The sequence below is a fragment of the Embleya sp. NPDC050154 genome, assembly GCF_044460165.1.
GTDB lineage: Bacteria > Actinomycetota > Actinomycetes > Streptomycetales > Streptomycetaceae > Embleya.
In genome coordinates, this window is record NZ_JBITJP010000012.1 from 14,893 (window position 1) to 41,097 (window position 26,205).

A 26,205-nucleotide genomic window follows, 5' to 3' on the forward strand; every position below is an offset into this window, starting at 1 on the left:
GGGCTCTTCGGCGAGGCGCGTCGGCATCGACGGACCCCGGATCAGTGGTCGCCGGTGACGACGCGATGACAGTCCATGGGCGGGTGGTGCCGCTCCGGCCAGTCGTCCCCGCCCTCGGTGATCAACCAGATCCATTTGTCCGGGTCGGCGGGGGTGATCGGCGGCGCGTAACCGTCGGTGAGCATCACCACCGCGTCGACCGATTCCTCGAAGCGGCCCGATCCCTCGATCGCCAGTCGGCCCTCGACGTAGTCGGCCACGTTCTGGAAGTTGGTGCCGCCGCCGCCCAGCACCCGCTCGCCCGGCTTGAACGGCATCACCGTGCCGTCGAAGCTGAGCCAGTGCGTCTCGACGCCTTCGGCCTTGCCGACCAGCTCGGTCAGCCAGCTCACCACCTGGTCGGGCATCGAACCCGAGGTGTCGTAGGCGATCACCACGACCTTGGTGCGCTCCAGGCCGCGCCGGGCGAGCATCGGGTCGTGGCCGAGGGCGGCGAGCAGGGCGCCGCGCTTCTTCGGATAGACCAGGCGCTCGCCCTCACGCAGCTTGGACGCCAGTACGTCCACCAGCCACTGCTGCCACCACTCGACCCGGCGAGTGCGCTGGGTCTCGCCGCGCAGGAAGCCCGCGCCCAAATCGCCCCACAGCTTGGAGGCCCGGTCGGTGGCGCCGTCGGTGCGCGCGAGCAGGTCGAGCAACTCCTGTCGGGCCAGCCGCTCGCCTCGACGGGCGGCGAGCAGGACGCTGCGCAGCACCTCCGAGGCCACCCGGCCGACCGTCTCGCCGTCCATGCCGTCGCCGTTTCCGGTGCCCTCGCCCAGGATCACGTGCACACACAGCGGGGGCGGCACCGGCGGGTGCTTCATCCGCTTGAGCTCGGCGTAGACCGTCGCGTCGGTGTCCACGAAGTCGTCGTAGGACAGCGCCTCCAGGCCCTGGTCGGTGAGGTCCTCGACGTACGAGCGGTGGACCTTGCGCGGGTCGACGCCGGTGGGGTCCTCGATCGAGGCGCCGGTGTCCGGGTCGGTCCGGCGCAGGATCGGCAGCGTGCTGCGGCCCAGACGGGTCATCGCGACGTGGTTGATGGTCACCTCGGCCGCGAGCGTGAACACCGGGTCGGCACGCAGCTCGGACTCGGCGAACAGGTGTCGCTGGATCAGGTGCCGGGCCTCGTGGAAGAGCACGAACTTCACGCCGTCCAGGCCCAGATCGCAGAAGAACTGGGGGTTGTACAGGAGCAGGCAGGTGCCGTCGCCGGAGGCCATCACGGCCGCGGTGTCGATCGCGGTGGTCGGGATGTGGTGGTGGCACTTGGTGTACAACCACGAGGCGATGACCGACAGTTCCATGCCGAAGTCGAGCAGCGCCTCTTCCTTGAGCTTGCGGGCCCGCGCGATCACCTCGTCGTCGGCCGGTCGCCAGGCCTCCAGCGCCCGGCGGTCGGTCAGGCTCACGATCGGCGCCTGCGGGGCGCGTTCGCCGTACGCCACGTTCGTCACCTCCCCTCGGTGTCGTTCGATGATCCCAGTGCCGACCGACAGTCGCTCGGCCGGTCCGGGGCGCCGCCGGCGGCCGCAGACGAGGTCGCGGCCAGTTCGATCAGGGTCGGCTCCACGTCGCCCCGGGCCAAATGTGCGGCCACCACCCACGCCCGGGTGTCGGTGCCCAGGTGTTCGCGCAGGTGCCTGGCCACCACCCGGGCCAGCCGCGGCCAACCGGGCGCGGCGTCGAGCACCTCGACGGCGGGTGTCTCGGCGAGCAGGCGCTCGACGGTCAGCGCGCCGCTGTCGAGTAGTGCGATCACGTGCGGCCGGTACGGGTGGGTCCGACCGGGCGCGCCGGCGGGCACGTCGTGGTGTGGCGAAAGGTGACGTCCGGTCGGGTCCCGCTCGGCCACGGCCCGGGCGAACGGCTCGCTCACGTCGGGGCGTCGGCCGAGCGCCCCGCGGATCCACGCGCACAACCGGCCGGCCCGCACGGCTTCGGTCAAGGCCGGCCAGTCCGGGGCCGGATCGATCAGGGCGGCGGTGAGCTCCGACTTGGGCAGCCGGCTGTGCTGTTCCCACTCCCGGACCGACTCCAGCGCGCGCAGGCTCGTCTGGGCCGACTCGGCGAGCGCGGCGCGCAGCGGATCCGTGCGTCCGGTGCGCAACGCGTCGGTGATCTCCGGATTCTCGGGCAGCGACGCGAGCGCCGGCACGCCCGAGGTCTCGGCCAGGCGCAGCGCCGCGTGCAGGCGCAGCACCCGGCCGGCGAGCGTGCGCGCGTCCTGGGTGCGGATGTTCGTGCGGTCGAGGGGTGGGTCGTCGCGCAGCGCGAGCGCGCGCAACAGCCCCGGATCGTGAGCCGCGAGCAGGGTGCGCAGCAGGACCGGATCGTCGGTGGACAGCAGTTCCCGACGCAGTGTCGGGTCCAACTCCGGCGCGGCGAGCACGAGTCGGCGCTGCGCGTCGGTCGCGCGTGAGTTGCGGTACACGGCGGCCGTGATCGCCGGGTCGGCGTGGCCGGCGAGTCGGTCCAGGATGGCGCGCGGGGTGTGCGGGTTGCCCGCGAGCACGCGCAGGGTGATCGGGCCGCCGATCCCGGCGAGCCGCTCGGCGAGGAACGCGGGCAGCGTCCCGGTGCCGGCGAGCGGGGCGAGGTGGGCGTCGTCGAGGAAGGCGGTGGCGTCGTCGGCGGTGCCGGCCAGGTCGATCAGGACGGTGTAGGCCCAGGCGGCTTGGCGTCCGGGGCGGGGGAGGGGCGTGGGGGTGGGTGCGGCGGCTGCCGTTGCTGCCTTTCGTGTTTTCGCTTCTGCTTTCGTCTCCGCCGTCGCCGTCGCTGTTGCTTCGGCTTCGGCGAACAGCTCGTGGATCGGCGCGTTCAGGGTGGGCAGTGCGGTGTACAGGGCAGGCCACAGCGCCGGTCCGGTGCGGTCCAGGTGCGCGCGCAGCGTCCGGCCGAGCACGTACGCGAGTTCGGCCTGGGTCGCGACGGCCGACACCGGGCCCTGGTCGAGCGCGGTGAGCAACAGCCGGGCCGGGCGTACCGCGAGCAGTTCGCCGAGGTCGGCGGTGCTCGTCGCGAGCCGGCGCAGCAGCACGGTCTTGGTCCGGCTGTCACTGCCCTCGGCGACGCACGCGGCCAGCAGTTCGGCCGGCGGCACCGGGATCACCTCGATCGTCTGCGGGTACTTCCCGGTGAACTCCATGAGCAGTTCCGGGGGGCAGCGCGGGTGCTCGGCGAACACGGCCACGGCGTGCCACGGCAGCGGTTCGGCCCGATGCGCGGCGGCGACCGCGGACCAGTCCGGGACCGGCACGCCGGCCACCACGCTCCGGGCCCGACCGACGGTGGTGGTGCCGCGTGCCCGGCGTACCAGCGTTTCGGGGGAGAGTTGCTTCGCCAGGTACTTCGGGAGGTCCCGGAGCATGTGCGCGCCGCCGAGTTCGCGCCGCAGCGCGGGAGACAGGTCTGCCGGCAGCGGGTGTCGGGTCAGTCGGGACACGGTGCGCAGCCGGGCGGTCTGGCCGGCCTTCAGGAGGGTGATCCTGGCCGCGAGCGCGGCGAGCGGTTCGGGGTTCGGGTGGGCGAGCAGGGCCCACAGGGCGAGGTCGGGGTCGCGCGCCCACAGGGCGGGTTCGAGGTGGGCGTAGTGGGTGGTGGTGGTCAGCTCGGTACGCAGCGTGGGATCCAGCGGGACCAGCGCGTCGGCGGGGGCGCCGGGGCGGTGCGCCCGTTGGCTCAGGATCGCGCGGCGCAGGCCGGCCCACTCGCTCTCCCGGTACAGGGTCGCGTTGAGCTCGGGATCGTCGCGTTCGAGCAGCCGCAGCAGCAGTTCGGGGTTGCCGGGTCGACGGCCCTTCCCGTGTCGTCCGACCAGGCCGGCCGCGACGCCGTGGCGCAGCCGGTACGCGATCAGCGGCGGAGGTGTCGCACCTTGGGCCCGAGGCCCGGTGTCGGGTGAGTCGGGCGCCGGGGCCCCGAGCCGGTCGATCAGCTCGGCGCCGACCTCGGGACCGGTATGCCACAGCAGATCGTGCACCGCGTCGCCCATGTCGTCACCCCCGTCGCCCGGTCGGTCCGGGTTTCACATTGTGGGTCGCGACAGGCTGCGGGGTCTGCGGGTTTTCCCGCGATCGGCCCGGCGACGAGGCGTTCGCGGGTGGATCGGGTCGGCGCCCGGCCGCGCGGGTGGCCCCGACCGGGTGGTCGACCGAAGCGGACCACCCGGCTCGGCGGGAGCGGACTCGGATGCCGCGCGGAGCGGGCTCGAATACCTCACCGGGCGGGCTCGGACGCCTCACCGGGCGGGCCCGGACGCCTCACGCGGCGGAGACGAAGTCGCGCACGTGCGCGACGAACTCCTCCTGCTTCTCGAACATCACCACGTGCCCCGAGTCGATCTCGACGTAGGCGCTGTGCGCGATCGCGGTGTGCAGCGTGCGGCTGTGCTCCACCGGCACGGCGAGGGTGTGATCAGCGGGCCAGCAGCGCGTTCAGGTCGCCGTAGGGGATCGTGTCGGTGAGCGAGCTGTACGTGCCGGTCTCGAACAGTTCGCGGGCCGAGCGGCGGACCACGGCGTAGGCGGCCTCGGCGATGGCCGAGCCGAGGCTGACCCGGGCCACGCCGAGTTTGCCGAGTTCGGCCACGGAGGGTGCGCCGGGGCCGACCAGCACGTTCAGCGGGGCGGGCAGGGTCTCGGCGAGGGTGGCCACGGTGGCCGGGTCGGTGACGCCGGGGACGAAGATGCCGTCGGCGCCGGCCGCGAGATAGGCGGTCGCCCGATCGAGCGTCTCGCGCAGTCGCTCGGCCGGGCCGTCGCCGACGCCGCGGAGGTAGGTGTCCAGCCGGGCATTGATGAACAGTGGTACGCCCGCCGCGTCCGCGGCGGCCCGCGCGGCGGCGATCCGCTCGGCCTGGTCGACCGGCGTCCGCAGCGGTACGGAACCGGTGTGCAGCGCGTCCTCCAGGTTGACCCCGACGGCGCCCGCGGCCAGCACCCCGCGAATGGTCTCGGCGACGCCTTCCGGGTCCTCGCCGAAGCCGCTCTCGATGTCGGCGGTGACCGGGACGTCGACCGCGGCCACCACGCGTGCGATCAGTTCGAGGGCCCGTTCGCGGCCGAGCCGATCGCCGTCGGCCGCGCCCAGGCCCCAGGCGACCCCGGCGCTGGTGGTGGCGACCGCGCTCGCTCCGGCGTCGGCCACGAGTCGGGCGCCGGCCGCGTCCCAGACGTTGGCGAGGGCAAGGGGCGCGGCACTGGTGTGCAGAGCGCGGAAGGTCAAGGCGGTGTCACGCAGACTCGTCATGGCCCTACTCCATCACCCGCCCACCGATCGGGCCGGCGGTTTTGCGCCGGCATCACCGGCCGATCGGCGACGGCCCCGGCGCGGTGCGAAATTGCGCCGCCGTGCGCTCGGCGAGAGGCTGGATGGGTAAGCCCTGCGGCGTTCGGCCGGCCTGCAGGCCACAGCGACGCCGGGGTAGTGGCGCACGATTGCTTACCGAGGGTCGGCCAGGGCAAGGCCGGGCGGGTTTGCGGTCCGCGTCCCGTCAGGGAGATGCTCATGGACGGCAACACCCTCGAAGACATGCGCGGCGCGCTGCGCGGCCCGGTCATCGATCCACAGGACCCCGACTACGACCCGGCACGCCGGATCTACAACGCGATGATCGATCGGCGCCCGGCCGCCATCGTGCGGTGCGCGGACGCGGGGGATGTGATGGCCGCGGTCGACTTCGTCCGCGAGCACGACCTCGAACTCGCGGTCCGCGGCGGCGGGCACAGCGGTGGTGGCCTGTGCGTGGTCGACGACGCGGTGACCCTGGATCTGACGCCGATGCGCTGGGTACGTGTGGACCCCGTGGCCCGGACGGCCCGGGTCGGCGGCGGCAGTCTGCTCGCCGACCTCGACCACGCCACGCACGCCTTCGGATTGGGCATACCCGCCGGAATCATGTCCACGACCGGCGTCGGGGGCCTGACCCTCGGCGGCGGGCACGGCCACCTCACCCGCAAGTACGGCTTGACGATGGACAGTCTGGTGGCCGCGGACGTGGTGCTGGCGGACGGCAGCTTCCTGACCGCGAGCGAGTCCGAGCACCCGGACCTGTTCTGGGCCCTGCGCGGCGGTGGCGGCAACTTCGGCGTCGTCACCTCGTTCCGCTTCCGCCTGCACCCGGTGGACACCGTGGTCGTCGGGGTCACCCTGTGGCCGGTCGAGCGCACAGGCGAAGTGCTGCGCTGGTACCGCGAGTTCCTGCCACAGGCGGCCGATGACCTGAACGGGTTCTTCGCGGCGCTCACGGTCCCGCCGGGTCCTCCGTTCCCGGAGGAGATCCACGGCCGCAAGATGTGCGGCGTCGTGTGGTGCTGGACCGGGGATCCGGAGGCCGCCGAGAAGGCCCTCGCACCGGTCCACGAACCGGGCCCGCCCGCCTTCCACTTCACCGCGCCGATGCCCTACCCCGCGTTGCAGAGCATGTTCGACGAACTGATGCCCGCCGGTCTGCAGTGGTACTGGCGCGGCGACTTCTTCGACGCGATCTCGGACGACGCGATCGACGTACACGCCAAGCACGCGGAGAACCTGCCCACCGCGCTGTCCACGATGCACCTCTACCCGGTCGACGGGGCCGCCCATCGGGTCGACGCCGAGGACACCGCGTGGGGTTACCGGGACGCCCGGTGGTCCGGCGTGATCGCCGGCATCGATCCGGACCCGGCCAACGCCGAGACCGTCCGGCGGTGGTGCGTCGACTACTGGCAGGACCTGCACCCGCACTCGATGGGCGGTGCGTACGTCAACTTCATCGGCGCGGACGAGAGCCGTGACCGGGTGGAGGCGACGTATCGCGACCACTACGAGCGGCTGGGCGGGATCAAGCACAGGTACGACCCGCACAACCTGTTCCACGCCAACCAGAACATCAAGCCGGCGGGCTGAGGCGACGAGCCGACCGGCCGAGGTATCGAGCCGGCTCGTCGAGCCACACCGTTCGGAGGCCGGTCCCGCGCCTCGTGCGTCGGCGTGGCCGGTCGCGTGTGGGGGTGTGCCCTACCCTCGGCGTCGGGAATACCGGGTGGGCGCGGTCGTCCGGGGTGGGCAGGATGGGCTCATGATCGAGTCGACCGCATCCTTCGAGCCGACGGCCACTCCGGCGGTGGCCGGCCGCGGTGCCGGGCGGTTCGGCCGGCAACTGGGCTTTGTACTCTCCGGGTTGCCGATCGGACTGGCGGCGTTCGTCGTCCTACTGGCCGGATTCGCGGCGGGAGCGGTGACCTTCGTGGTCCTGCTCGGCGTACCGATCCTGGTCGCGACGCTCGCGGCGGCACGGCACTTCGCCGAGATCGAGCGCCGGCGGGTGGCGGCGGTCACCGGCCGGGTGTTGCCGCCGCACGCATACCGGGAACCGGCGGGCGAGGGGTTCAAGGCCGGACTGCGCGCGCTGCGCGACCCGCAGTCCTGGCGGGACCTGGCACACGCACTGGTGTCGTTCCCGCTGCGCGTGGTGAGTTTCTGTCTCGCGGTGACCTGGACGGTGGGCGGCCTCGGCGAACTGCTCTACGTCGTGTGGTCGTGGTCGATTCCGCGCGACCCGGACACCACGGGACTCCTGGATCTGATGTTCGGCATCTCCTCGCGGGCGGCCGACATCGCCTTCAACACCGGGATCGGCGTGTTGTTGCTCGCCTCGGCGGTGCCGCTGGTGCGCGCGCTCGTGGCGGTCCAGGCCGGGCTCGCGCGCGGGCTGTTGACCGACGAGACGGCCGCCTTGCAGGTTCGGACCGAACAACTCGCGCTCGGACGCCGCAGCGCGGTCGCGGCCGAGGCACAGACGCTGCGCCGGCTGGAGCGGGACCTACACGACGGCCCGCAGCAGCGCCTGGTGCGGCTCACCATGGACCTGGAGACGGTGGCGCGTCGGCTGGACGACGATCCGGATCGGGCCAGGCCGTTGGTGGCCGAGATGATCTCGCAGAGCCACGAGGCGTTGTCCGAACTGCGTGCCCTCTCCCGCGGGATCGCGCCGCCGATCCTGGCCGACCGGGGCCTGGCCCCGGCGCTGACCGCGGCGGCGGCGCGTTGTCCGGTGCCGGTCGAGCTGACCACCGAGTTGCCCCGGGGACGACGGTTCGCCGCGGCGGTGGAGAACACCGCGTACTTCGTGGTCACCGAGGCCCTGACCAACGTCGCCAAGCACGCCCGGGCCGACCGCTGTGAGGTGACGGTGACGGTGGACGAACGAGCCCTGTTCATCAGCGTCCGCGACGACGGGTGTGGCGGGGCACACCCCGGCAAGGGGCACGGCCTGGCCGGCCTGATCGACCGGCTGGCCGCGGTCGAGGGCCGACTGGACGTACACAGCCCGCCGGGCGGACCGACCACGCTCACCGCCGAGGTCCCCCTGAGCGGAGTCGGGGAACACTGACCGGGGAGCCTCGACACGAGTGGTCGCGACCGGGGATCGGGCGGTCGGGCCGGTTGATCCTCGGCACGGCCGGGGCCTTGTCGAGTGGAGTCCGGGAACGTTGATCAGGGAGCATCGGCGCGAGTGGTCGCGACCGATGATCGGGCGGTCGGGCGGGTCGACCCCGGCACAACCGGGGTCTTGGCGAGTGGAGCGGGGGAGTATTGATGCGGGTGGTGTTGGCCGAGGACTCGATGTTGTTGCGGGAGGGCCTGGTCCGGCTGCTCGAGGAGATCGGCGCCGAGGTGGTCGCGGCGGTCGGCGACGGTCCCGCGCTGGTCGAGGCGGTCACCGCGCATCGCCCGGATGTCGCCGTGGTCGACGTGCGGATGCCGCCGACCTTCACCGACGAGGGCCTGCGCGCGGCCCTGCGGATCCGCCGCGAAGTACCCGGCACCGCCATCCTGGTCCTGTCCCAGTACGTCGAGGAGTCCTACGCCGAAGACCTGCTCGCCGACGGCGGCGGTGTCGGCTATCTGCTCAAGGACCGCGTCTCCCGCCTCGACGATCTCTCCGACGCCCTGACCCGCGTCGCGGCCGGCGGCACCGTCCTCGACTCCGAGGTCGTCTCCGCCCTCTTCACCCGCCGCCACCGCCGCGACCCGCTGGCCGCCCTCACCCCCCGCGAACGCGAAGTCCTCGCCCTCATGGCCGAAGGCCATCGCAACAGCGCCATCGGGCAAACCCTGTCCCTCACCCCCGGCACCGTCGAGAAACACATCACCGCCATCTTCGACAAGCTCGGCCTCCCCCCATCCCCCACCAACCACCGCCGAGTCCTGGCAGTCCTGACCTGGCTCCGTACGACGAACACCTGAGCCACGCAGGCGGGTACGACGGACCGAGTGAGGGGATCCCGGCGGACCGTGGGGGTGCGGTGCGATGAAATGATCGCCTGCCGGGGGTGCTTCGGTTTCCTTGGAGCCCTGGATCCCCTGGCAGACTGCGCGCGTCGCCGACGGGCGGGAACGCTGAAGCCTATGGGGGAACGGGCATGTGGGGTTCGGGCACGGTGCTGGGCGGCCGGTACGCACTCGCCGAGTTGCTGGGCGGCGGGGCCATGGGCGAGGTGTGGCGGGCCGAGGACCGCGTGCTCGAACGGTCGGTCGCGGTGAAGATCCTGCTGCCCTCGCTGTTGGCCGATGCCAAGTTCGCCGAGCGGTTTCGGCGTGAGGCGAAGGTTCTGGCCGCGCTCGACCACCCCGGCATCGTCGATGTGCACGACTATGGGGAGAGCGGGTCGGATCCGCGCGTCGCGTACATCGTCATGGAACTCGTCGGTGGTCGCCCGTTGGACGTGGTCCTGGCCGACAGCGATGCCGAGGAGATGCCCGTCGATCGGGTGCTCGGCATCGCCGCCCAAGCCTTGGACGCACTGCACGCGGCACATCTGCGCGACATCGTGCACCGGGACGTCAAGCCGTCCAACCTGATGATCGGCGCCGACGACCGGGTGACCGTCACCGATTTCGGGATCGCGCAGTCCACGGCCGACACCAGGCTCACCGCGTCGCACTCGGTGCTCGGCACGGCTCGGTACATAGCTCCCGAGCAGGCCCGGGGGAGCGGCGCGGTGCCGGCGTCCGACCAGTATGCGATCGGCGTCGTCTGCTATGAACTCATAGCCGGGAAAGCGCTGTTCACCGGGGACGCGGTCTTCGAAGTGGTGCTCAAGCACATCAGGGACCCGGCGCCGGAGTTGTCGGAGGAGTTCCCCGAGGCGGTCCGCGCTTTCGTCGCGAAGGCGTTGGCCAAGGATCCGCAGGATCGATACGCCGACGCGGCGGCGATGGCGGTGGCGGCTCGCGCGGCGATGACGGGTGGGTCGGCTGCCGCGGTGGTGGCCGCCGGTGCCGCGGCGGTCAGTGGGGCGGCTGGGAGCGGGGCGGCTGGGAGCGGAGCGGTCGGCGGTGGAAGTGCCGGTGCCGCGAGCAAGGCTCTCGAGGTCGACCCGACTCGGAGTGACGAGGCGACCGACGAGGCGACCGACGAGGGGGACGCGGAGAGCAGTTCGGCGGAGCAGGTCACGCCGGTGAAACAGGTCCCGCCCACGGCCGAGCCCTCGACACCCGACGCGGTTCCCGACGCCGTTCCGGAGACCGCTCCCGACGCCGTTCGCGACGCGGTTCCCGATGCCGTCGCCATCGACGCGAATCCTCCGACACCCCCGCCGTCGGCCACCGACACCCCCGACGCGACAGCGACCCCCGCGAACGGCGGGTCCTGGAAGCGGCACGGTATAGCCGCCGCGCTCCTGGTCCTGGGTGTCATAGCCGGCGTCGTCGCCACCGTCCTGTACGTCAAGCCCTTCGGCGGCGGGTCCGACCCGAGCTACGACACCCCGAACGCGAAACCGGTCGTATCCGGAGTCCAGGTCCCGGCCGGAGCGCAGGGCGATCCGGGCGCAACGTCGGTGCCGCCCACAGGCGCCGCCACCGGCACCCCGAGTACGAACACCGCCGGCACCCAGGCGCCGGGCACCGCACAGGGCGGGACCGGCGCATCCCAGGGCACCGCCGGCCCGGGCGGCGCCGTGCCGCCCCCCGGGCCCGGCAACGGCGGCGCCAACGGCTCCGCGTCCGGTGGCGCCGGATCGCCCGGCGGCGGAGGCAACAGCGGCGGCAACCAACAGAAGCCGCCCGCGTCCACTCCGCCCCCGGCCCAGAGCGTCCCCCAGGGTTGCGGTGGCGAACGCTGGGGCGCCATCACCAGCGTCGCCGACGGCCAACGGATCGGCCTCGTCGCCGACGGCCCGGGCGGCGGCAAGGAGGTGGTCATGGGCGGCCACCCGCAGTACGGCTGGGTGCACACGGTCTCCACCTGGGACACCTTCAGCACCTGCAACCTCGACGGCCCCGCCCTCGGCCAGCCGTACGGCAACGCCGAACGTCCCGAACTCGCCGTCGGCTTTGGCTACTCCACCAACTGGCGCCTCGCCGGGGCCCCCACCGCGGGCGCGGTCTACATCAAGGACTACATGGGCCAGAACTGCCTGACCAACAACGGCGCGGGCAAGGCCCTCTCGGTCGTCGCCTGCACTCCCGGCAACAAATACCAACAGTGGCGAATCCCGTAACGAGCCCGGTCCACCGCGCAATACGTCAAACCGTCGGCACCACCAGAGGCGTCCCCGTCACGGGATCCGGCACGACAAGGCTGGGCAGGCCGAACACGTCCGCCATCAGGGCGGCGTCCACGATGTCGGCGGGCGACCCCTCGGCGCGGACCCGGCCGTCCTTCATCGCCACGATGTGATCCGCGAACCGGCAGGCCTGGTTGATGTCGTGGAGCACCGCGACGATGGTTCGGCCGTCGTCGCGGAGCGCGGCCAGCAGGCGGAGCAACTGGTACTGGTGGGCCAGGTCGAGGAAGGTCGTCGGTTCGTCCAGGAGCACGTAGGGCGTCTGTTGCGCGAGCACCATCGCGACCCAGACCCGTTGGCGCTGTCCGCCGGAGAGCCGTGCGACCTGCCGGTCCGCGAGGTCGCCCACGCCGGCGGCGGCCATCGCCTCCTCGACCGCCCGCGTGTCGGCCGCGGTGCGCACCGAGAGCAGCGAGCGGTGCGGGAAGCGTCCGCGGTCCACCAGTTGGCGGACCATGATGTTCTCCGGGGCGGCCAAATCCTGTGGCAGAAAAGCGATTTCCTGCGCGATGTCCCTGGGGCGGTAGCCGTGGACGTCGCGTCCGTCGAGCAGGACCGTTCCGGCGGACGGCCGCAACAGCCGCACGAACGCCCGCAATAGCGTCGACTTCCCCGAGGCGTTGGCGCCGATGATCGCGGTGAAGGCACCGTCGGGTATGTCGAGGCTGAGGTTCGCCGACACCGTGCGGTCGCCGTACGTGAGGGTGATGTCCTGCGCGGTCAGGCGTGCGGTCACGGTCGTTTGACTTCCTTGAGGAGCAACAGCAGGAGATACGCGCCGCCGATCGCCGTGGTCACCACGCCGACCGGTAGCGTCACCGGCGCGAGCAGGCTCTGCGCGATCAGGTCGGCGCTCAGGAGCAGTACGGAGCCGGTGAGCGCGGCGGGGACGAAGTGGATGCCCGGGGACCGGGTGGCCGCACGGCCCAGGTGCGGAGCGGCGAGCGCGACGAACGCGATCGGTCCCGTGATCGCGGTGACCGTGGCCGTGCAGCCGGCTCCGGCCACGACCGCCAGCAGACGGTGTTGCCGCAGACGGACGCCCGACGTCACGGCGATCGCGTCACCGAGCGCGGCCTGCTGTGTCGCCCGCGAATTCAGGACGAGCAACACCGCGAGTATCGCGGCGGCGACGAACGCCACGTTCAGGTCGGCCCAGTCCACGCCGTTGAGCGAACCGACGTTCCACATCTCGGCGGCGATCGCCACGTCCAGGTCGGCACGCAGGATGATCCACGAATTGACCGCGGTGAGCATCGCGTTCACGGCGATGCCGATGACGATGAGCCGATGGCCGCCGAATCCGGATCGGGTGGAGAGGGTGAGTACCACCACGGCGGTCAGCAGCCCGCCGACGACGGATCCGAGGGCGGTGGGGGTGGTCGTTCCGCCGATGACGACCATCACGATGAGCGCGCCGGTGTACGAACCGACATCGAGGCCGATCACGTCCGGGCTGCCCAGTTCGTTGCGGGTCAGGTTCTGGAACACCGCGCCGGCGCAACCCAGCAGCGCACCGAACAGGACTGCCGCGACGACGCGCGGCAGGCGCCACTCGCGTACGACGACGGAGAGATCGCCGTGGCCGGTGAGGCCGTCGGCCGCCGCCTGTGGGCTGCTCCAGGTGTCGCCCCGGCACAGGCCCGCCCCCGCGAACAGCAGAAGCAGCAGGAGCAGTACGGCGTTGCCGGCCACGGCACGCGGCTCCAGGCCGAGAGCACGACGGGTCCGGTCAAGGGCATGACAGGCGCGGCCGAAGGCGGTTCGCCGGGACGACGGCTCCGCTCTCGGCGCCGACGGGACGGTGCCGGTGGTCGGCGGGCGGGTCCTCGTCGTCTCGGACACGAGGTGGTCCCCTGTCACCGGGCTGCCCCCGTCACCGGACCGGCCCCCGTCACAACGTGATCCATCGTCACAACGTGGTCCCTTCGTAGCGCCGCACGGCCCAGATGAGCACCGGCGCACCGAAGAAGGCGGTGACGACCGCCACCGGGACCTCGCCGGTGGGCAGCAGCAGTCGACCCGTGATGTCGGAGGCCAGCAGCAGGATCGGCCCCAGCAGCGCGCTGTACGCCAGGAGCCAAGGCACCGAACCGCCCGCCGCGCGCCGCACGATGTGCGGAACCATCAGGCCCAGAAAGGCGATCGGTCCCGCGACGGCGGTTGCGGTGCCGGCCAGCAGCGTGACGACGGCCAGCACCGCGACGCGGGTTCGGTTCACCCGGGCGCCGAGGCCGTGCGCCACGTCCTCCCCCAGGGCCAGCGTGTTCAGCGCTCCGGTCAGCGCCGACGCGCCGACCAGGGCAAGCAGGATCAGCAGCACCGGCAGCAGGAGCGGGGCCTGTTCGCGGCCCGCGAGGGAGCCGACGCTCCAGAACCGGTAGTGGTCGAACGCGTCCGGATCCAGGATGCGCAGCGACATGGACACACCCGTGAGCACGGAGGCCAGCGCGACACCGGCCAACACCAGGCGCAGGGGCGACGTACGGCCGACCGCGTACACCAGGACGCCGGCGATCAGCGCGCCGACGAGGGCGAGGGACACCTGTACGCCCTGGTTTCCGGTCAGCCCGGTCGTGGTGCCCACGGTGACGGCGAACCCGGCGCCCGACGTGATCCCCAGCAGGCCCGGTTCGGCCAATGGGTTGCGGGTCAGCGTCTGGGTCAGCGCGCCGGCCGTCGCGAGCGCCGCACCCACGCAGATCGCCAGGATCGTGCGGGGGACCCGGATCTCTCGGATCGTCAGGTCGGTATCGGCGCCGGAGGGGTCGGTGAGGGCCCGCCAGACGTCGCCGGGTGGGATCGCCCTGGCCCCGAGGGCCAGGCTCAGGCCGCAGACCAGGGCGAGCAGGGCGACCGCCCCGACGAGCAGCAGGACCTGGGGCGCGGCAGGCTTCGAGACCGGAGACTCGGTCTTCGAGACCGGCGACTCAGTCTTCGAGACCGGCGACACCGCGCCTCCAGTAACCGGTGAACAGGGCGTCGAGGCGACCTTTGGCCCACGCGCGGAGCGGCTTGATGTCGTCGGCCTCGCCGGCGGCGAACAGGAAGGTCCGTCCGGCGGGAAGCGGCAAGGCGCGTACGGTCTCGGCGAGCCGGGACGCACCACCCCCCTGCGCCAGCCACGTCACCCGTACGCCGTCGCGCGCGGCGAGCGGATAGCGGTGCTCGTCGGCGTGCGCCGTTTCGACGACCAGGTGCGCCGAGACGTCCCGCGGCGACTCCTCCAGCCAGCGCGCCGCCGCCGGCAGCGCGGTCGTGTCGACCGCGAAGACGTAGTGGTCGTAGTTGTGCGGGAACGACTTCGCCCCGGGTGGCCCGGCGATCACGACATCCGCGCCCGGTGCGGCGGCGACCGCCCAGTCCGAGGCCACGCCACCCGGGTGGATGACCAGGTCGATGTCGAGTTCGCGCGCCTGGGCGTCGTAGCGTCGCGCGGTGTAGCGGCGGCTGGTCGGCGACGGGCGCGGCCAGGTCAGCGACTGTTCGTCGTCGGGGACGGGCAGCCGCATCGTGCCGTCGGCGTCCGGGAAGACGATCTTGAAGTGGTCGTCGGCCTGGTAGGTGTGGAAGCCGTCCAGGCCCGGGCCGCCGACCGTCAGGCGCAGCACCGACGTGGTCACGTAGTGCTTGCGCAGCAGCGTGACGGTGCGGATGGCGATCGGGTAGCCGATCTTGGCGATGCCTTCGCCGTTCGCGTGGTGGGCGGCGACGCGCGGGGCGGGGTTGTCTCGTTCGATGCGCACGGGGTTCCGATCACTGGGCCGGGAGGGACGCGGGGGTTCCGATCACCGGGCCGAGGGGGTTTTCGATCACCGGTCCACGAGGGGCGAGGGTTCCGTCACCGGGCCAGGAGCGGGGCGAGCGCCTGGTCGACGGCGTCGAGTGTGCGCTGGGCCTGTGCGTACGTCACCGCCGCCGTGTAGCGGATCGGGAAGGCCTTCCCGGCCTTGACCGCGGGCAGGTTCTTCCACAGGGGCGAGTCGAGGACGTACTGCACGCCCGCGCTCGGGGTGCCGTCGTCCTGGACGGTGTAGGTGATCACGTCGGCCTCGCCCAGGCTCGCCGGCAGTTCCTCGATGGACGGCGTCTCCGAGACGTCGGAGGAGCCGCCGCTCTTCTTCTTGACCGTGCCGTAGTAGTCGAGGCCGATGTCCTGCGCGATGTTCGTGCCCCACGAGCCGGCGAATTCGCGCTGGAAGGTGCCCTGGGAGTTCTCGTTGTACGCGCCGAGGTGGCCGACCCTGAGGCCGCCGACGGCAGCCGCGTACTTGGCCTTCAGCTCGTCGGCCCGCTTCCGGTACGTGTTCCGGGTCTCCTCGGTGTGGCCCGCACGGCCCGCGGCGTCGGCCTGGCGTGCCGACAACTCGCGCCACGCGGATGGCAGGCTGGGGCCGATGGCGACCACGGGCGCGATCGATCCCAGCCGCTTGAGGTCCAACTCGCCGAGCACCGGCCTGGGTACGCCGATGATGATGATGTCGGGCTTCGCGGCGGCGATGGCCTCGTAGTTGGTCTCCTTGGCGGTCGCGCCGCCGATCTTGTGCAGCTTGTCGTACGTCGTGCGCTCGGGCCCGGTCATCAGGCCCAGACCGCGCGGCCAGGTGGATATGCCGACCAGGGGAGCGTTCGCCTCGATCAGCACCGGCACCGCGTAACCGGTCGCGACGACGCGCTTGGGGCTCACGGGGACGGTGATCTGTCCGTTGTCGGCGGCGATCACCCTCGTGGCGCCGCTCTTTCCACCCGTGCCGCTGTCGGAATCGGAGCCGCAGCCCGCCAGGAGGGCGGTCGCGGTCACGGCCGCCAGGCCGGCCGAGACGAGGCGGAGTAGCGGACGAACGGACATAAGCATTCCTTCGGGTCGAACAGGTCTTGGCGCCCCAATCGGTCGGCGCGGCGAACTTAGGCTAGCCTCACCTGAGTCTTGATGGTTGTCCGGAAAGGTCACCCGATGTCGATCAGAGGACAGGATGTGGGCGGAGACCCGATCGCCTGCGACGCGTTCGGGTATGGGCTCGGGCAACCCGCGGGCATCCTCGTCCTGCACTACCGCACGGCCGGTCCCCTGGGGTTCGGGGCCGTCCGCAACGACCTCGTGCACCAGCTCTACTGGTCACCGGACGGCATGCTCTCGGCCGTACACGGGGGCCGGTCCTGGTTCACGGCGCCCGGCGAGGGCTTCTGGGCCGAACAGGCGGTGAGCCACGAGGTACGCGCCGCCGACCGGCAGACCGTCTACCGGATCTGCCTGCGCGAAGTGCCCGAATCCCTGGCCGGGTTGCGCACCGGCCACGTCGCGATCGGCCCGGAGGCGGAGCGCCTCGTCCAGGAGATCGCCACTCCCGGCTACGACGAGCGCCGAGCGTTGGAGGCCCGCACCCGCATCCTGCGCGACCTGGCCCCGCTCGCCGCGGACATCGCCGACGAGTGCGCGAACGGCAAGGGCTTCGCCCGGGCCGTCGCCCGCGCGATGTCCCACAACCCCGCGGACCCGACGCGCCTCGACGAGTGGGCGGCACGCCTGCACATCAGCCCCAAGACCCTCCAGCGGGACTTCGTACGCGAGTTCGGCATGTCCTTCACCCGACGCCGCACGCTGCTCCGTCTCGGCGTCGCCCGCGCCCTGCTCGTCGCCGAACCGGTCTCCGTGGTGGCCCGCCGGGTCGGCTACTCCAGCGTCTCCGCCTTCGTCCTCGCCTTCGCCAAGGAATACGGCTGCCCACCCGGCCAATACGCCCGCACCCGGTTGGCCACGCTTGCCTGACCGACCCCGTCGTGCTCCGGGCGGACGCGGCCGTACGGTGATGCCGGCCACGCGCGGCTGCGCGATTGTGGCGAGGCACCTCGCCGGAGGGGAGCCGGCTCCGCCGTCGAGCGAGACCGCGACCCGATCGGTGAGGCTCCGCCGGTCGCCGGTCGCCGGTCGCCGGTCGCCGGTCGTCGGCCTGCCGGACGGCACACGATCGGCGCGGTGCCGGCATACCGTCCGGGCGCGGGTCAGGCGTCCGGATCGGGTGTGGGGGTGCCGCGGGGGCGACGACGTCGGATGAGCAGAGCCGCGGCCACCAGTAGTGCTCCGACCACGCCCACCACGATGGGCAGGATGGTACCGACGAGCATGATGGCGTCGTGGCCGTCATCGGCGTCGTCCGCGGCGTCCTTCACGGACTCGGGGGTTTGCTGGTAGAAGACGTCGGAGACCGGCAGCAGCGGGAGGAAGGCGCCGTTGCTCGGGGCGATGACGCCGGCCACGCGCTGCTGGGACCGCCGCGTATCGATCACACTGCCGGTCTCGGGTTCGATCCAGAACGTGTCGGCGCTCGCCAGCGTGTAGGAGAGCGGCACCGGGTCGCTCAACGTCGGTAGCAGTGCGGCGAGTTGCTCCTTGGCCGCGGCAGAGAGAGTACCGAGTTGGGCGACCAGCGCCAGGGTCGTCCGCGGGACGGCCGGCGGCAGACCGGCGAGCACCTGGGGGTCGGTGATCCGGGTGGGCGGCAGGTTCGCTTCGTACACGTATGTACTGAGGCTTGACCTGTTCTCCGTACGCGCGTACGTCAGCGGCGTCGTGGTCCCGGTCTCCGGCCGCCAGCCGGTGTACGTCTTCTTCTTCGCGCCGAGCGGCCAACTGACCGTCAGGCCCTGGGCGTCGACCACCGTCCAGCCGGCGGGATGGCTGCCGGACGGCTCGAGCGTCTTGCGGTTGACGGCGTACTTCCAGTCCGTCTTCTCGACCGGGTTGCCCGCGGCGGTCGTCGTCCGGCTGTCGCTGACCAGGGCCGTGTTGCCCGAGGTCTCCTCGACCTTCACGGTCCGTTCGACGGCGAGGGGTACGTTCCGCTTGACGGCCGTCGCAAGGCTGCCCTTCGCCACCTCCTGGGCGTCGAGCAGGGTCCTGAAGGTACCGGTATAGGAGCGCTTGGCATCGGTGTCGTCGGGCAGCCGGACCACATAGTTCGGCGTGATGACGTACGCGAGCACGAACGCGCAGGCGATCAGGACCAGACCCACCACGACGCCGACGCTGCGGAGCACCATGTTCGTCCGCATGATCCGCTCTCCCACTGAACTAGACCCGAGATCACGCTCCGTCTGAGCCAAGTGTTCCCGAGACACCCCGCCACCGCGCCCGCCGACGACCATCCGTGTGACGACACCCCATCCCAGACAGGGTTCGAGCAATCCGGCCCTGCCGCGGCACGTCACACGCCGCCGCGCCCCGGATCCACGGTCGACACCCGCAGGCCACCATCACCTCCCGGCCGACACCTGGACATGGGTCGGGTCTCGGGCCCACCAGGACTGCCCCCGGACAGACCAGGGGATCCGCGCAATCCGGGGCCGTGACGGGTCGCCCGACTCCGGAAGGCCGGCCGGAGGACGCATGACGGTGGGGACGCACATCGGCACGAACGCTTGAGACGGAACACTTGAAGTGCTTCCACGAGGTGCAGGGTTGGGACAGCAGGTCCGGGACCGCCCACGAGCGCGCCGCACGATTCGGCCCACGCTTAGGCGAAGCAGTCCGGCGCTCAGCCCCCTGTCGGGTGTCGAAGTCCCACGGGAGACGGACGACGACGAACGCCCCGACCGCATGGCGATCGGGGCGTTCGTTTGCCTGTTCAGGCTGGCGGAGGATACGAGATTCGAATTCGTGAGGGTGTGAACCCAACACGCTTTCCAAGGGGTCATCCGCTGATCCGGCGACGCTCGCCAACGTCCTGACGTGCGGTGGAGTACGCGGCCGTCAGCCTTGCGAATCGGTGTACGCCGGTGAATGCAACCAGAACTGCAACCAGGGTGGTGGCTCTTGATTGCAGTTGATCAGGCTGACAACCTCTCCTGCGCCCTTGGGGTTCTCGGGCCCGCGCCTTACGACTCGGTGGTGCTGCGGGCGGTCTGTGGCAGCTCTGGGATGAAGGCGTGTACAGCGCCACTGCCGGCGGGTGAAAACGGCCGCCCCGCCCAGCGGCTCGAGTCTCCCCATCCCCGTCGCGGACAACCCCACACCGGTACACGTGAGAGCGCATCCGGCTCGATCACGTCGCCTGGGCGAGTCGGACGGCGTCGGGGCCGGCCGGGAAGCGCAGTTGGCCGGTCGTGTCGTGGGCGGCGCGCCAGACCGTCTCGGCGACGTCGCTCTCCTGGGTGAACAGATCCTGGCCGGTGAAGTCGGCCATGGCCTTCCTTGCGAACGGCGCGTAGGGCGGCGGGACCAGTTCGTCCAGCGGCCCGCCGTCCATGGCCTTGCCAGCGAAGTTCGTCGTCAGACAGGCGCCCGGCTGGACCGTCTTGGCCCGTACGCCGAAGGGCGCGAGTTCGAGCGCGAGGGACGAGGTGAACCCCTCGACGGCCGCCTTGCTCGCCTTGTAAACGGCCGAGAGGGGCATGGGGCCCAGCACCACGCTGGAGGTCACGTTGACCACCACGCCGGATCCGCGATCGCGGAACTGGGGCAGCACCGCCTGCGTTGTGGCCATCACGCCGAACGTATTGGTCTCGAAGACCTCCCGCACGCGGGCCATCGGGGTGCCCTCGAACACGCTGATCGAGGGGACACCCGCGTTGTTGACCAGGGCGTCGATCGGACCGGCGAGCTCGAGCGCGGCGGTGATCGTGTCGGGCTTGGTCACGTCCAGTTCGACGATGCGCAGCCGGTCCGACTCGGGCAGGACATCCGGGCGCCGGCCGCGCATGGTCGCGATGACGTTCCACCCCTGCGCGTGGAAGTGGAGGGCGGTCGCGCGGCCGTAGCCGGACGAGGTCCCGGTGATCAGAACGGTGTTCATGCTGTGCCCCTTGCGATGTGGTGGGATCCGCGGACTGGAATGTTCATTCCTGCTCGGCGGTGGTTTCAGTGATCCCATTGAATCGCTCTGAACTGGGAAAACAGTAGAACTATCCTCGCCCTTCCTTGCACGATTCTCCCTTTCTATCCGACCGTGCTTACAGTGTGATGCTTGCCGGGGTGCGGGCGGCGTCCCGCAGGCGGACCGCGTCCCGGCCCGGGGGCGCGCCGAACCGGCGGCGGTACTCGCGGCTGAACTGCGACGGGTTGTCGTAGCCGACGCGCCGGCCGACCCCGGCGACGTCGCCCGGGTGGGTGGCCAGCAGCAGTCGTGCCTCCTGGAGCCGGATCTGCTTCTGGAACTGGATGGGGCTCATCGCGGTCACCGCCTGGAAGTTGCGGTAGAACGCGGAGGCGCTCATGCCGGAGAGGCGGGCCACGTTCTCGACCCGGAAGGGCTCGGCGTAATGCTCACGGATCCAGCGTGCGGCACGTGAGACATGACTGAGACCGCTGTCGGCGATGCCCAGTTGGCGCACCGTCGCACCCTGCTCGCCGGTGATCACGCGCCACAGGATCTCGCGTTTGACCAGCGGGGCCAGTACGGCGCGGTCGCGGGGTTCGTCGAGCAGGCGCAGCAGCCGGACCACCGCGTCCAGGAGGGCGGGCGGGGCGTTGCTGACGGCGATCCCCGACGGCGGGCCTCCGCCGGTGCGGGGCATGTCTCCGGGGCCGGCCTGCAGCAGGAGCTCGGCAACGGCGGACGGTTCGAGAATGAGCCCGAAGCCCAGTGCAGGGCGGCCCGGGTCGGCCTGGGTGAACTGTCCGGTGACCGGCAGGTCGACGGAGGCGACCAGGTACTGCCCCGGTCCGTACTCGTAGACCCGATCGCCCAGCGCGAGCCGTTTGGCGCCCTGGGCGATGACCGCCAGGATCGTGCCGGACATGGAGGGCGCGGGCGGGTCGGGCCGGTCGACCTTCGAGATCAGGACGCCGTCGACGGCGGTGGTCCAGTCGGGGCGGGCGTGCCGGGCCAGGAGGTCGCGGAACTCATCGAGGGACATGCGCCCATTTCAGCAGCAATGCGCGAAAGCACTCCCGGGTTCGCGAGGATCGTGCAAGAACGAGAGAGAATCGTTCTTACGTTTCCGCAGGTCAGGGGCATTGAATGGAGGCAGTCCACTCCACCGAAACGAAGAAGGCTCCCCATGATTGCCAACTACGGATTCAACGCCACTCTGACCGCCGCTCCCGGGATGGGCGGCAGGCTGATCGATCTGCTGTGACCGGCCTGGACGAGGGCAGCCCCGGCGCGAGCGAGCACTGCGTCGTCTACCTGGTCTCGCGTTCCGCCTCCGACCCCGACGTCGTCCACGTCACCGAGGGATGGACCAGCGAGGAAGACCACCACCGGACGTTCGCCGGCGAGGCCGCCCAGGCGATCGTGGCGCGGATCGGCGAACTGCTGGCCAAGGAGGCGGAGAACACCGACTACGTCCCGGTCTGCGGCAAGGCCGCCTTCTAGGCCCTGGGGAGGCCGCCCCCGGCGCCTGCCGAGGCGGCCCTCGCTCCACCCGGAATCCCGCCGAACGCCCCCGCACCATCCCGCGAAAGGCCGACGACCATGACCACAGCGCGCCCCGCCCTGGACCCCGAACTTCGCGTCCTCCTCTCCGACATGCCGCTGATGTCCGAGCTCAACCCGGAATTGCTCGCACAACTGCGGCAGTACCCCTCGACGCCGGTCGAGTCCCTGCTCGCCGACCGGTGGGTCGACCGGCGCGAGGTCACCGTGCCCGCCAAGGACGGCACTGCGATACCCCTGTCGGTCTTCACCCCCGGGGGCGCCGACCGCACCACCGCCGCGCCTTGCGTGTACTGGATCCACGGCGGCGGAATGGTGATGGGCGACCGTTTCTCGCAGATCGACATCCCGCTGGAGTGGCTCGACGAGTTCGGCGCGGTCGTGGTGTCCGTGGACTACCGGCTGGCGCCCGAGGCCACCGGCACCGTCCCCGTCGACGACTGCTACCAGGGACTGCTCTGGGTCGCCGAACACGCCGAGGAACTGGGCGTCGATCCCGCCCGGATCATCGTCGCGGGAGCCAGCGCGGGCGGTGGCCTGGCGGCCGGCGTCACCCTGCTGGCCCGCGACCTCGGCACTCCGGCGATCGCCGCGCAGATACTGACCTGCCCCATGCTCGACCACCGCAACACCAGCACCTCCAGCCGCCAGTACTCCGGCGGGCCCGGCGTCTGGACCCGCGCGATGAACGACTTCGGCTGGCGCTGCGTTCTCGGCGACCTCACCGATGACGACGTACCCGCGTACGTCTCACCCTCGCTGGCCGACGATCTCTCGAACCTGCCGACCACCTACATCGACACCGGCTCCGCCGAAGTGTTCCGCGACGAGGACACCGACTACGCCACCCGGATCTGGGCGGCCGGCGGACAGGCCGAACTCCACGTCTGGGCAGGCGGTTTCCACGGCTTCGACGCCCTGTACCCGCAGGCGCACATCTCGGCCACGGCCCGCCGCACCCGCACCGACTGGCTCGCCCGGCTCCTACACGCCGCATGACGCCGCAACCCGCGGTGCCGCCGGCACGCCCGGCGCCGGCTCGGCACACGAAGGCCGGGGACGGGAGCGAGGGGCTGATGCGCTGCAACCGAGACCAGAACTGAGACCGACAACGACGTTGCCCCCGGCCGCGATGCGACCGGGGGCAACGTTTTGCCTGTTCAGGCTGGCGGAGGATACGAGATTCGAACTCGTGAGGGTGTGAACCCAACACGCTTTCCAAGCGTGCGCCCTAGGCCACTAGGCGAATCCTCCGTGCGGAAGCTTACAGGAGGTCGGTGGGTGCTCGCGCACCCCTATTCGAAGGGGGCGGAGGGGTGGGGCCAGGGGGGTGGGGGAAACTGTGAACCCCCCGTGCACCCGGTAGAGCCTCCCTATCCTTGCTGCCTTCCGGCCCTGGGGAGGTTCAGGAGGATACCGCCGCACGGGGGGTCCGGGGCCTACAGTACCCGACCGTGGTCGGTGATCGGGCACCCGGTGGGTGATGAGGGTCCGCGTCTGTCGTTCGGCCCGGCTATCGTCGGGGGCGTGTCGCTCGCCCTCTACCGTCGCTACCGCCCCGAGACCTACGCAGAGGTCATCGGGCAGGAGCACGTGACGGAACCCCTCATGCAGGCCCTGCGGAACAACCGCGTCAATCACGCCTACCTGTTCAGTGGGCCGCGAGGGTGTGGCAAGACCACCAGCGCGCGCATTCTCGCCCGGTGTCTCAACTGTGAGCAGGGGCCCACGCCCACGCCGTGCGGCGAGTGTCAGTCGTGTCGGGACCTCGGTCTCGGCGGGCCCGGCAGCATCGACGTGATCGAGATCGATGCCGCGTCGCACGGTGGTGTGGACGACGCGCGCGATCTGCGGGAGAAGGCGCACTTCTCGCCGGTGAGTTCGCGCTACAAGATCTACATCATCGACGAGGCCCACATGGTCACGTCGGCGGGCTTCAACGCGTTGCTCAAGGTGGTCGAGGAGCCGCCGGAGCACCTGAAGTTCATCTTCGCGACGACCGAGCCGGAGAAGGTGATCGGGACCATCCGGTCCCGCACGCACCACTACCCGTTCCGGCTGGTGCCGCCCGGCGTGCTGCGCGACCACCTCGCGTCGGTGTGCGAGACCGAGGGCATCAAGGTCGAGCCGGCCGTGCTGCCGCTGGTCGTACGGGCCGGAGCCGGGTCGGTGCGGGACTCGATGTCGGTGATGGACCAGTTGCTCGCGGGCGCCACCGACGACGGTGTCACCTATGCGATGGCCACCTCGCTGCTCGGGTTCACCGACCGGTCGCTGCTGGACGACGTCGTCGAGGCGTTCGTCGCGCAGGACGGCGCGGCCACCTTCGAGTTGGTCGACCGGGTGATCGAGGGGGGCTACGACCCGCGTCGGTTCGTGGCCGACCTGCTGGAGCGGCTGCGCGACCTGGTGATCCTGGCCGCCGTGCCGGACGCGGCCGACAAGGGCCTGATCGACGTGCCGGCCGATCAGTTGGAGCGCATGGTCCGGCACGCCGCCGAGTTCGGCCGGGCCGGGCTCACCCGCGCCGCGGACATCGTCAACACCGGCCTCACCGAGATGCGTGGCGCCACCGCGCCCCGGCTCCAGTTGGAGCTGATCTGCGCGCGGGTACTGCTGCCCGCCGTCGACTCCGGTGAGCAGGGTTTGCAGACTCGGCTGGAACGGCTGGAGCGCCGGGTGTCCGTCGGCGGCCTCCCCGCCGGGCCCGCCGCACCGGACCACGCCCGCGCCGACGCGCCGCCCCCCGCGGCGACCCGGCCGCAGCAGGCCGCCCCGGCCCAGGTCCAAGCCCCGGTTGCGGCGCCGACTCAGGCTCCCGTACCGCCTCCCACGGCACCGCAGCCGCAGCAACACCGGCAGCCCCAGACCCAGCAGCCCCCCGCGCCGGCCCCCGGTGCCTGGCCCCAGGCCCGCACCGCCGGCTCCGGCCCGCCCCCGTCCGCCGCACCACAACACCAGGCCCAACAGGCCCAACCAGGCCGACAGGCCCAACAGCAGCACGCCCAGGCAACACCCTCGCCCGCCGCCACCCCCGCCCAAGGCACCGGCGACCTCACCCGCGTGCACGAGATGTGGCCGCAGATCCTGGACGCCGTCCGCGGCCGCAACCGGGTGGCCTGGATGATGCTCCAGACCGTGACCGTGGCCGGATTCGACGGCGCCACGCTGACCCTCGCGTTCGAGCAGGCCGGCGCCCGCGAGGGCTTCCGCAGCAGCGGCCGGGACGAGATCGTGCGTCAGGCCGTCCAGGACGCGTTCGGCTTCGACTGGCGGATCGATTGCGTCGTCGCCGGCGAGGGCGCCGCGGCGCCCGCCCGCCGCCCCGCCACGCCGGCTCCGGTCCCGGTCCCGACCACGACGCCCCAGACCGGCAGCCCCGTCACGCACCCCACACCCGCCGCCGCCCCGCCCCCCGGCGCGTGGCCCGGCGCTCCGACGCCCCCTGCGGCCACGCCCCCGCCGGCCCCCGCCCAACCCCGCCCCGCCACCGGCGCCCCGCCGCAGGCAGCGCCGCCCGCCCGACCGCAACCGCAGCAGGCACCGCCCCCGCCGCCGCCCGAGCCGGACTACGACATCCCCGAGGACATCGGCCGGTACGACGACGAGGACCTCGCGGACGACGGCGGCCTGTCCACCCACGAACTGCTCGCCCGCGAGCTGGGCGCCACGATCATCGACGAGTCGCCCACCACCTGACCCACCCACCACCCGCCCCACCACCGGACCCGCCGATGCGTGCCGCCGCCGCGCATCGGCCCCGCCCGGAGCCGTAGGCTCGACCGCAGGACGGCCGCCGAGCAGGGCCGCCCCGAGGCGGTGCGAAGCCGCGTCCGAGCGACGAAGGGTGTCCAGGTGTTTCCCGGTGGTGGCCAGCCCGACATGCAGCAGTTGCTGCAGCAGGCGCAGAAGATGCAGCAGGACCTCATGGCGGCGCAGGACGAACTCGCCCGCACCCAGGTGACCGGGAGCGCCGGCGGCGGCCTGGTGACCGCGACCGTCTCCGGTGCCGGCGAACTGCTGGCTCTGGAGATCTCGCCGTCCGCGGTGGATCCTGAGGACACGGAGACCCTCGGCGACCTCATCGTCGCCGCGGTGCGCGACGCCAACCGCGCGGCCTTGGAGATGCAGTCCCGGTTGATGGGCCCGCTGGCCCAGGGCATGGGCGGTGGCGGCCCACTGGGGTTGCCCGGCATGTGAGCCGGGTCCACACGACCGAAAGCCGAGCCCACCCG

20 protein-coding genes, 1 tRNA gene, 1 other RNA gene and 1 pseudogene are annotated in these 26,205 nt (G+C 71.7%); 9 read left to right on the top strand and 14 right to left on the bottom strand.

What is annotated here, in order from left to right:
- Nucleotides 1-41: 41 nt before the first annotated feature.
- From ACIBSV_RS24835 to ACIBSV_RS24850, 4 genes are all read right to left on the bottom strand, one after another.
- A complete protein-coding gene (locus tag ACIBSV_RS24835; RefSeq protein WP_395867024.1) occupies nucleotides 42-1,490 on the bottom strand; it encodes a hypothetical protein in 1,449 nt (482 codons plus the stop codon).
- A gap of 5 nt (nucleotides 1,491-1,495) precedes the next feature.
- Nucleotides 1,496-4,036, bottom strand: coding sequence for a hypothetical protein (locus ACIBSV_RS24840; protein WP_395866562.1), 2,541 nt, complete (start codon nucleotides 4,034-4,036; stop codon nucleotides 1,496-1,498).
- 268 nt (nucleotides 4,037-4,304) lie between these two features.
- On the bottom strand, nucleotides 4,305-4,445 hold the full coding sequence (locus tag ACIBSV_RS24845; protein WP_395866564.1) for an alpha/beta fold hydrolase: 141 nt from the start codon (nucleotides 4,443-4,445) through the stop codon (nucleotides 4,305-4,307).
- Nucleotides 4,446-4,458: 13 nt separating this feature from the next.
- Nucleotides 4,459-5,292, bottom strand: a complete 834-nt coding sequence (locus ACIBSV_RS24850; protein ID WP_395866566.1) for an isocitrate lyase/phosphoenolpyruvate mutase family protein — start codon at nucleotides 5,290-5,292, stop codon at nucleotides 4,459-4,461.
- Nucleotides 5,293-5,550: 258 nt separating this feature from the next.
- Between ACIBSV_RS24850 and ACIBSV_RS24855 the strand changes: the two genes are divergently transcribed.
- From ACIBSV_RS24855 to ACIBSV_RS24870, 4 genes are all read left to right on the top strand, one after another.
- Complete coding sequence (locus ACIBSV_RS24855) at nucleotides 5,551-6,930, top strand: FAD-binding oxidoreductase (protein WP_395866567.1); 1,380 nt, start codon at nucleotides 5,551-5,553, stop codon at nucleotides 6,928-6,930.
- Between the two features lie 172 nt (nucleotides 6,931-7,102).
- Nucleotides 7,103-8,416, top strand: a complete 1,314-nt coding sequence (locus tag ACIBSV_RS24860) for a sensor histidine kinase (RefSeq protein ID WP_395866569.1) — start codon at nucleotides 7,103-7,105, stop codon at nucleotides 8,414-8,416.
- Nucleotides 8,417-8,622: 206 nt separating this feature from the next.
- Nucleotides 8,623-9,273 (top strand): response regulator, encoded by a 651-nt coding sequence (locus tag ACIBSV_RS24865; RefSeq protein WP_395866571.1) that lies wholly within the window; start codon nucleotides 8,623-8,625, stop codon nucleotides 9,271-9,273.
- 176 nt (nucleotides 9,274-9,449) lie between these two features.
- Nucleotides 9,450-11,531: a protein kinase gene (locus ACIBSV_RS24870; RefSeq protein WP_395866572.1), complete on the top strand. Its 2,082-nt coding sequence runs from the start codon at nucleotides 9,450-9,452 to the stop codon at nucleotides 11,529-11,531.
- Nucleotides 11,532-11,556: 25 nt separating this feature from the next.
- Here the strand turns inward: ACIBSV_RS24870 and ACIBSV_RS24875 are convergent, their stop codons facing one another.
- The 5 genes from ACIBSV_RS24875 to ACIBSV_RS24895 all read right to left on the bottom strand — a co-directional run bounded on the left by ACIBSV_RS24875 (nucleotide 11,557) and on the right by ACIBSV_RS24895 (nucleotide 16,446).
- Nucleotides 11,557-12,333 carry an ABC transporter ATP-binding protein gene (locus ACIBSV_RS24875; RefSeq protein ID WP_395866574.1) on the bottom strand — a complete coding sequence of 259 codons (777 nt, stop codon included), beginning with the start codon at nucleotides 12,331-12,333 and terminating at the stop codon, nucleotides 11,557-11,559.
- A complete protein-coding gene (locus tag ACIBSV_RS24880) occupies nucleotides 12,330-13,292 on the bottom strand; it encodes a FecCD family ABC transporter permease (protein WP_395866576.1) in 963 nt (320 codons plus the stop codon). Before ACIBSV_RS24880 ends, ACIBSV_RS24875 begins: the two co-directional genes overlap by 4 nt.
- Nucleotides 13,293-13,509: 217 nt before the next feature.
- The gene (locus ACIBSV_RS24885; RefSeq protein WP_395866578.1) at nucleotides 13,510-14,550 is read right to left on the bottom strand and encodes a FecCD family ABC transporter permease; all 1,041 of its coding nucleotides are present in this window, start codon (nucleotides 14,548-14,550) and stop codon (nucleotides 13,510-13,512) included.
- Nucleotides 14,528-15,343 (bottom strand): siderophore-interacting protein, encoded by an 816-nt coding sequence (locus ACIBSV_RS24890; protein ID WP_395866580.1) that lies wholly within the window; start codon nucleotides 15,341-15,343, stop codon nucleotides 14,528-14,530. The genes ACIBSV_RS24885 and ACIBSV_RS24890 overlap by 23 nt, the downstream gene beginning before the upstream one ends.
- Before the next feature lie 95 nt (nucleotides 15,344-15,438).
- The gene (locus tag ACIBSV_RS24895; RefSeq protein WP_395866582.1) at nucleotides 15,439-16,446 is read right to left on the bottom strand and encodes an ABC transporter substrate-binding protein; all 1,008 of its coding nucleotides are present in this window, start codon (nucleotides 16,444-16,446) and stop codon (nucleotides 15,439-15,441) included.
- Nucleotides 16,447-16,551: 105 nt separating this feature from the next.
- Between ACIBSV_RS24895 and ACIBSV_RS24900 the strand changes: the two genes are divergently transcribed.
- A complete protein-coding gene (locus tag ACIBSV_RS24900) occupies nucleotides 16,552-17,364 on the top strand; it encodes a helix-turn-helix domain-containing protein (RefSeq protein WP_395866584.1) in 813 nt (270 codons plus the stop codon).
- 233 nt (nucleotides 17,365-17,597) lie between these two features.
- Here ACIBSV_RS24900 and ACIBSV_RS24905 read toward each other — a convergent pair whose 3' ends face one another.
- The 3 genes from ACIBSV_RS24905 to ACIBSV_RS24915 all read right to left on the bottom strand — a co-directional run bounded on the left by ACIBSV_RS24905 (nucleotide 17,598) and on the right by ACIBSV_RS24915 (nucleotide 21,449).
- Nucleotides 17,598-18,647, bottom strand: a complete 1,050-nt coding sequence (locus tag ACIBSV_RS24905) for a porin PorA family protein (RefSeq protein WP_395866586.1) — start codon at nucleotides 18,645-18,647, stop codon at nucleotides 17,598-17,600.
- A gap of 989 nt (nucleotides 18,648-19,636) precedes the next feature.
- A complete protein-coding gene (locus tag ACIBSV_RS24910) occupies nucleotides 19,637-20,386 on the bottom strand; it encodes an SDR family oxidoreductase (protein WP_395866588.1) in 750 nt (249 codons plus the stop codon).
- 157 nt (nucleotides 20,387-20,543) lie between these two features.
- The gene (locus tag ACIBSV_RS24915) at nucleotides 20,544-21,449 is read right to left on the bottom strand and encodes an AraC family transcriptional regulator N-terminal domain-containing protein (RefSeq protein ID WP_395866590.1); all 906 of its coding nucleotides are present in this window, start codon (nucleotides 21,447-21,449) and stop codon (nucleotides 20,544-20,546) included.
- A 144-nt stretch (nucleotides 21,450-21,593) separates the two neighbouring features.
- Between ACIBSV_RS24915 and ACIBSV_RS24920 the strand changes: the two are divergent.
- Together ACIBSV_RS24920 and ACIBSV_RS24925 are read left to right on the top strand one after the other, a co-directional pair.
- Nucleotides 21,594-21,910 (top strand): annotated as a pseudogene (locus ACIBSV_RS24920) (putative quinol monooxygenase).
- Nucleotides 21,911-22,009: 99 nt separating this feature from the next.
- Nucleotides 22,010-22,969 carry an alpha/beta hydrolase gene (locus ACIBSV_RS24925; RefSeq protein ID WP_395866592.1) on the top strand — a complete coding sequence of 320 codons (960 nt, stop codon included), beginning with the start codon at nucleotides 22,010-22,012 and terminating at the stop codon, nucleotides 22,967-22,969.
- Nucleotides 22,970-23,136: 167 nt separating this feature from the next.
- Here ACIBSV_RS24925 and ACIBSV_RS24930 read toward each other — a convergent pair.
- Both ACIBSV_RS24930 and ffs read right to left on the bottom strand, forming a co-directional pair.
- A tRNA-Ser gene (locus ACIBSV_RS24930) sits at nucleotides 23,137-23,224 on the bottom strand.
- An 84-nt stretch (nucleotides 23,225-23,308) separates the two neighbouring features.
- An RNA gene (ffs, locus tag ACIBSV_RS24935) (signal recognition particle sRNA small type) lies at nucleotides 23,309-23,407 on the bottom strand.
- Nucleotides 23,408-23,497: 90 nt separating this feature from the next.
- Here ffs and ACIBSV_RS24940 point away from each other — a divergent pair.
- Both ACIBSV_RS24940 and ACIBSV_RS24945 read left to right on the top strand, forming a co-directional pair.
- A complete protein-coding gene (locus ACIBSV_RS24940; RefSeq protein WP_395866594.1) occupies nucleotides 23,498-25,669 on the top strand; it encodes a DNA polymerase III subunit gamma and tau in 2,172 nt (723 codons plus the stop codon).
- Nucleotides 25,670-25,825: 156 nt separating this feature from the next.
- Nucleotides 25,826-26,170, top strand: a complete 345-nt coding sequence (locus ACIBSV_RS24945; protein ID WP_395866596.1) for a YbaB/EbfC family nucleoid-associated protein — start codon at nucleotides 25,826-25,828, stop codon at nucleotides 26,168-26,170.
- The last annotated feature ends 35 nt before the right edge of the window (nucleotides 26,171-26,205 follow it).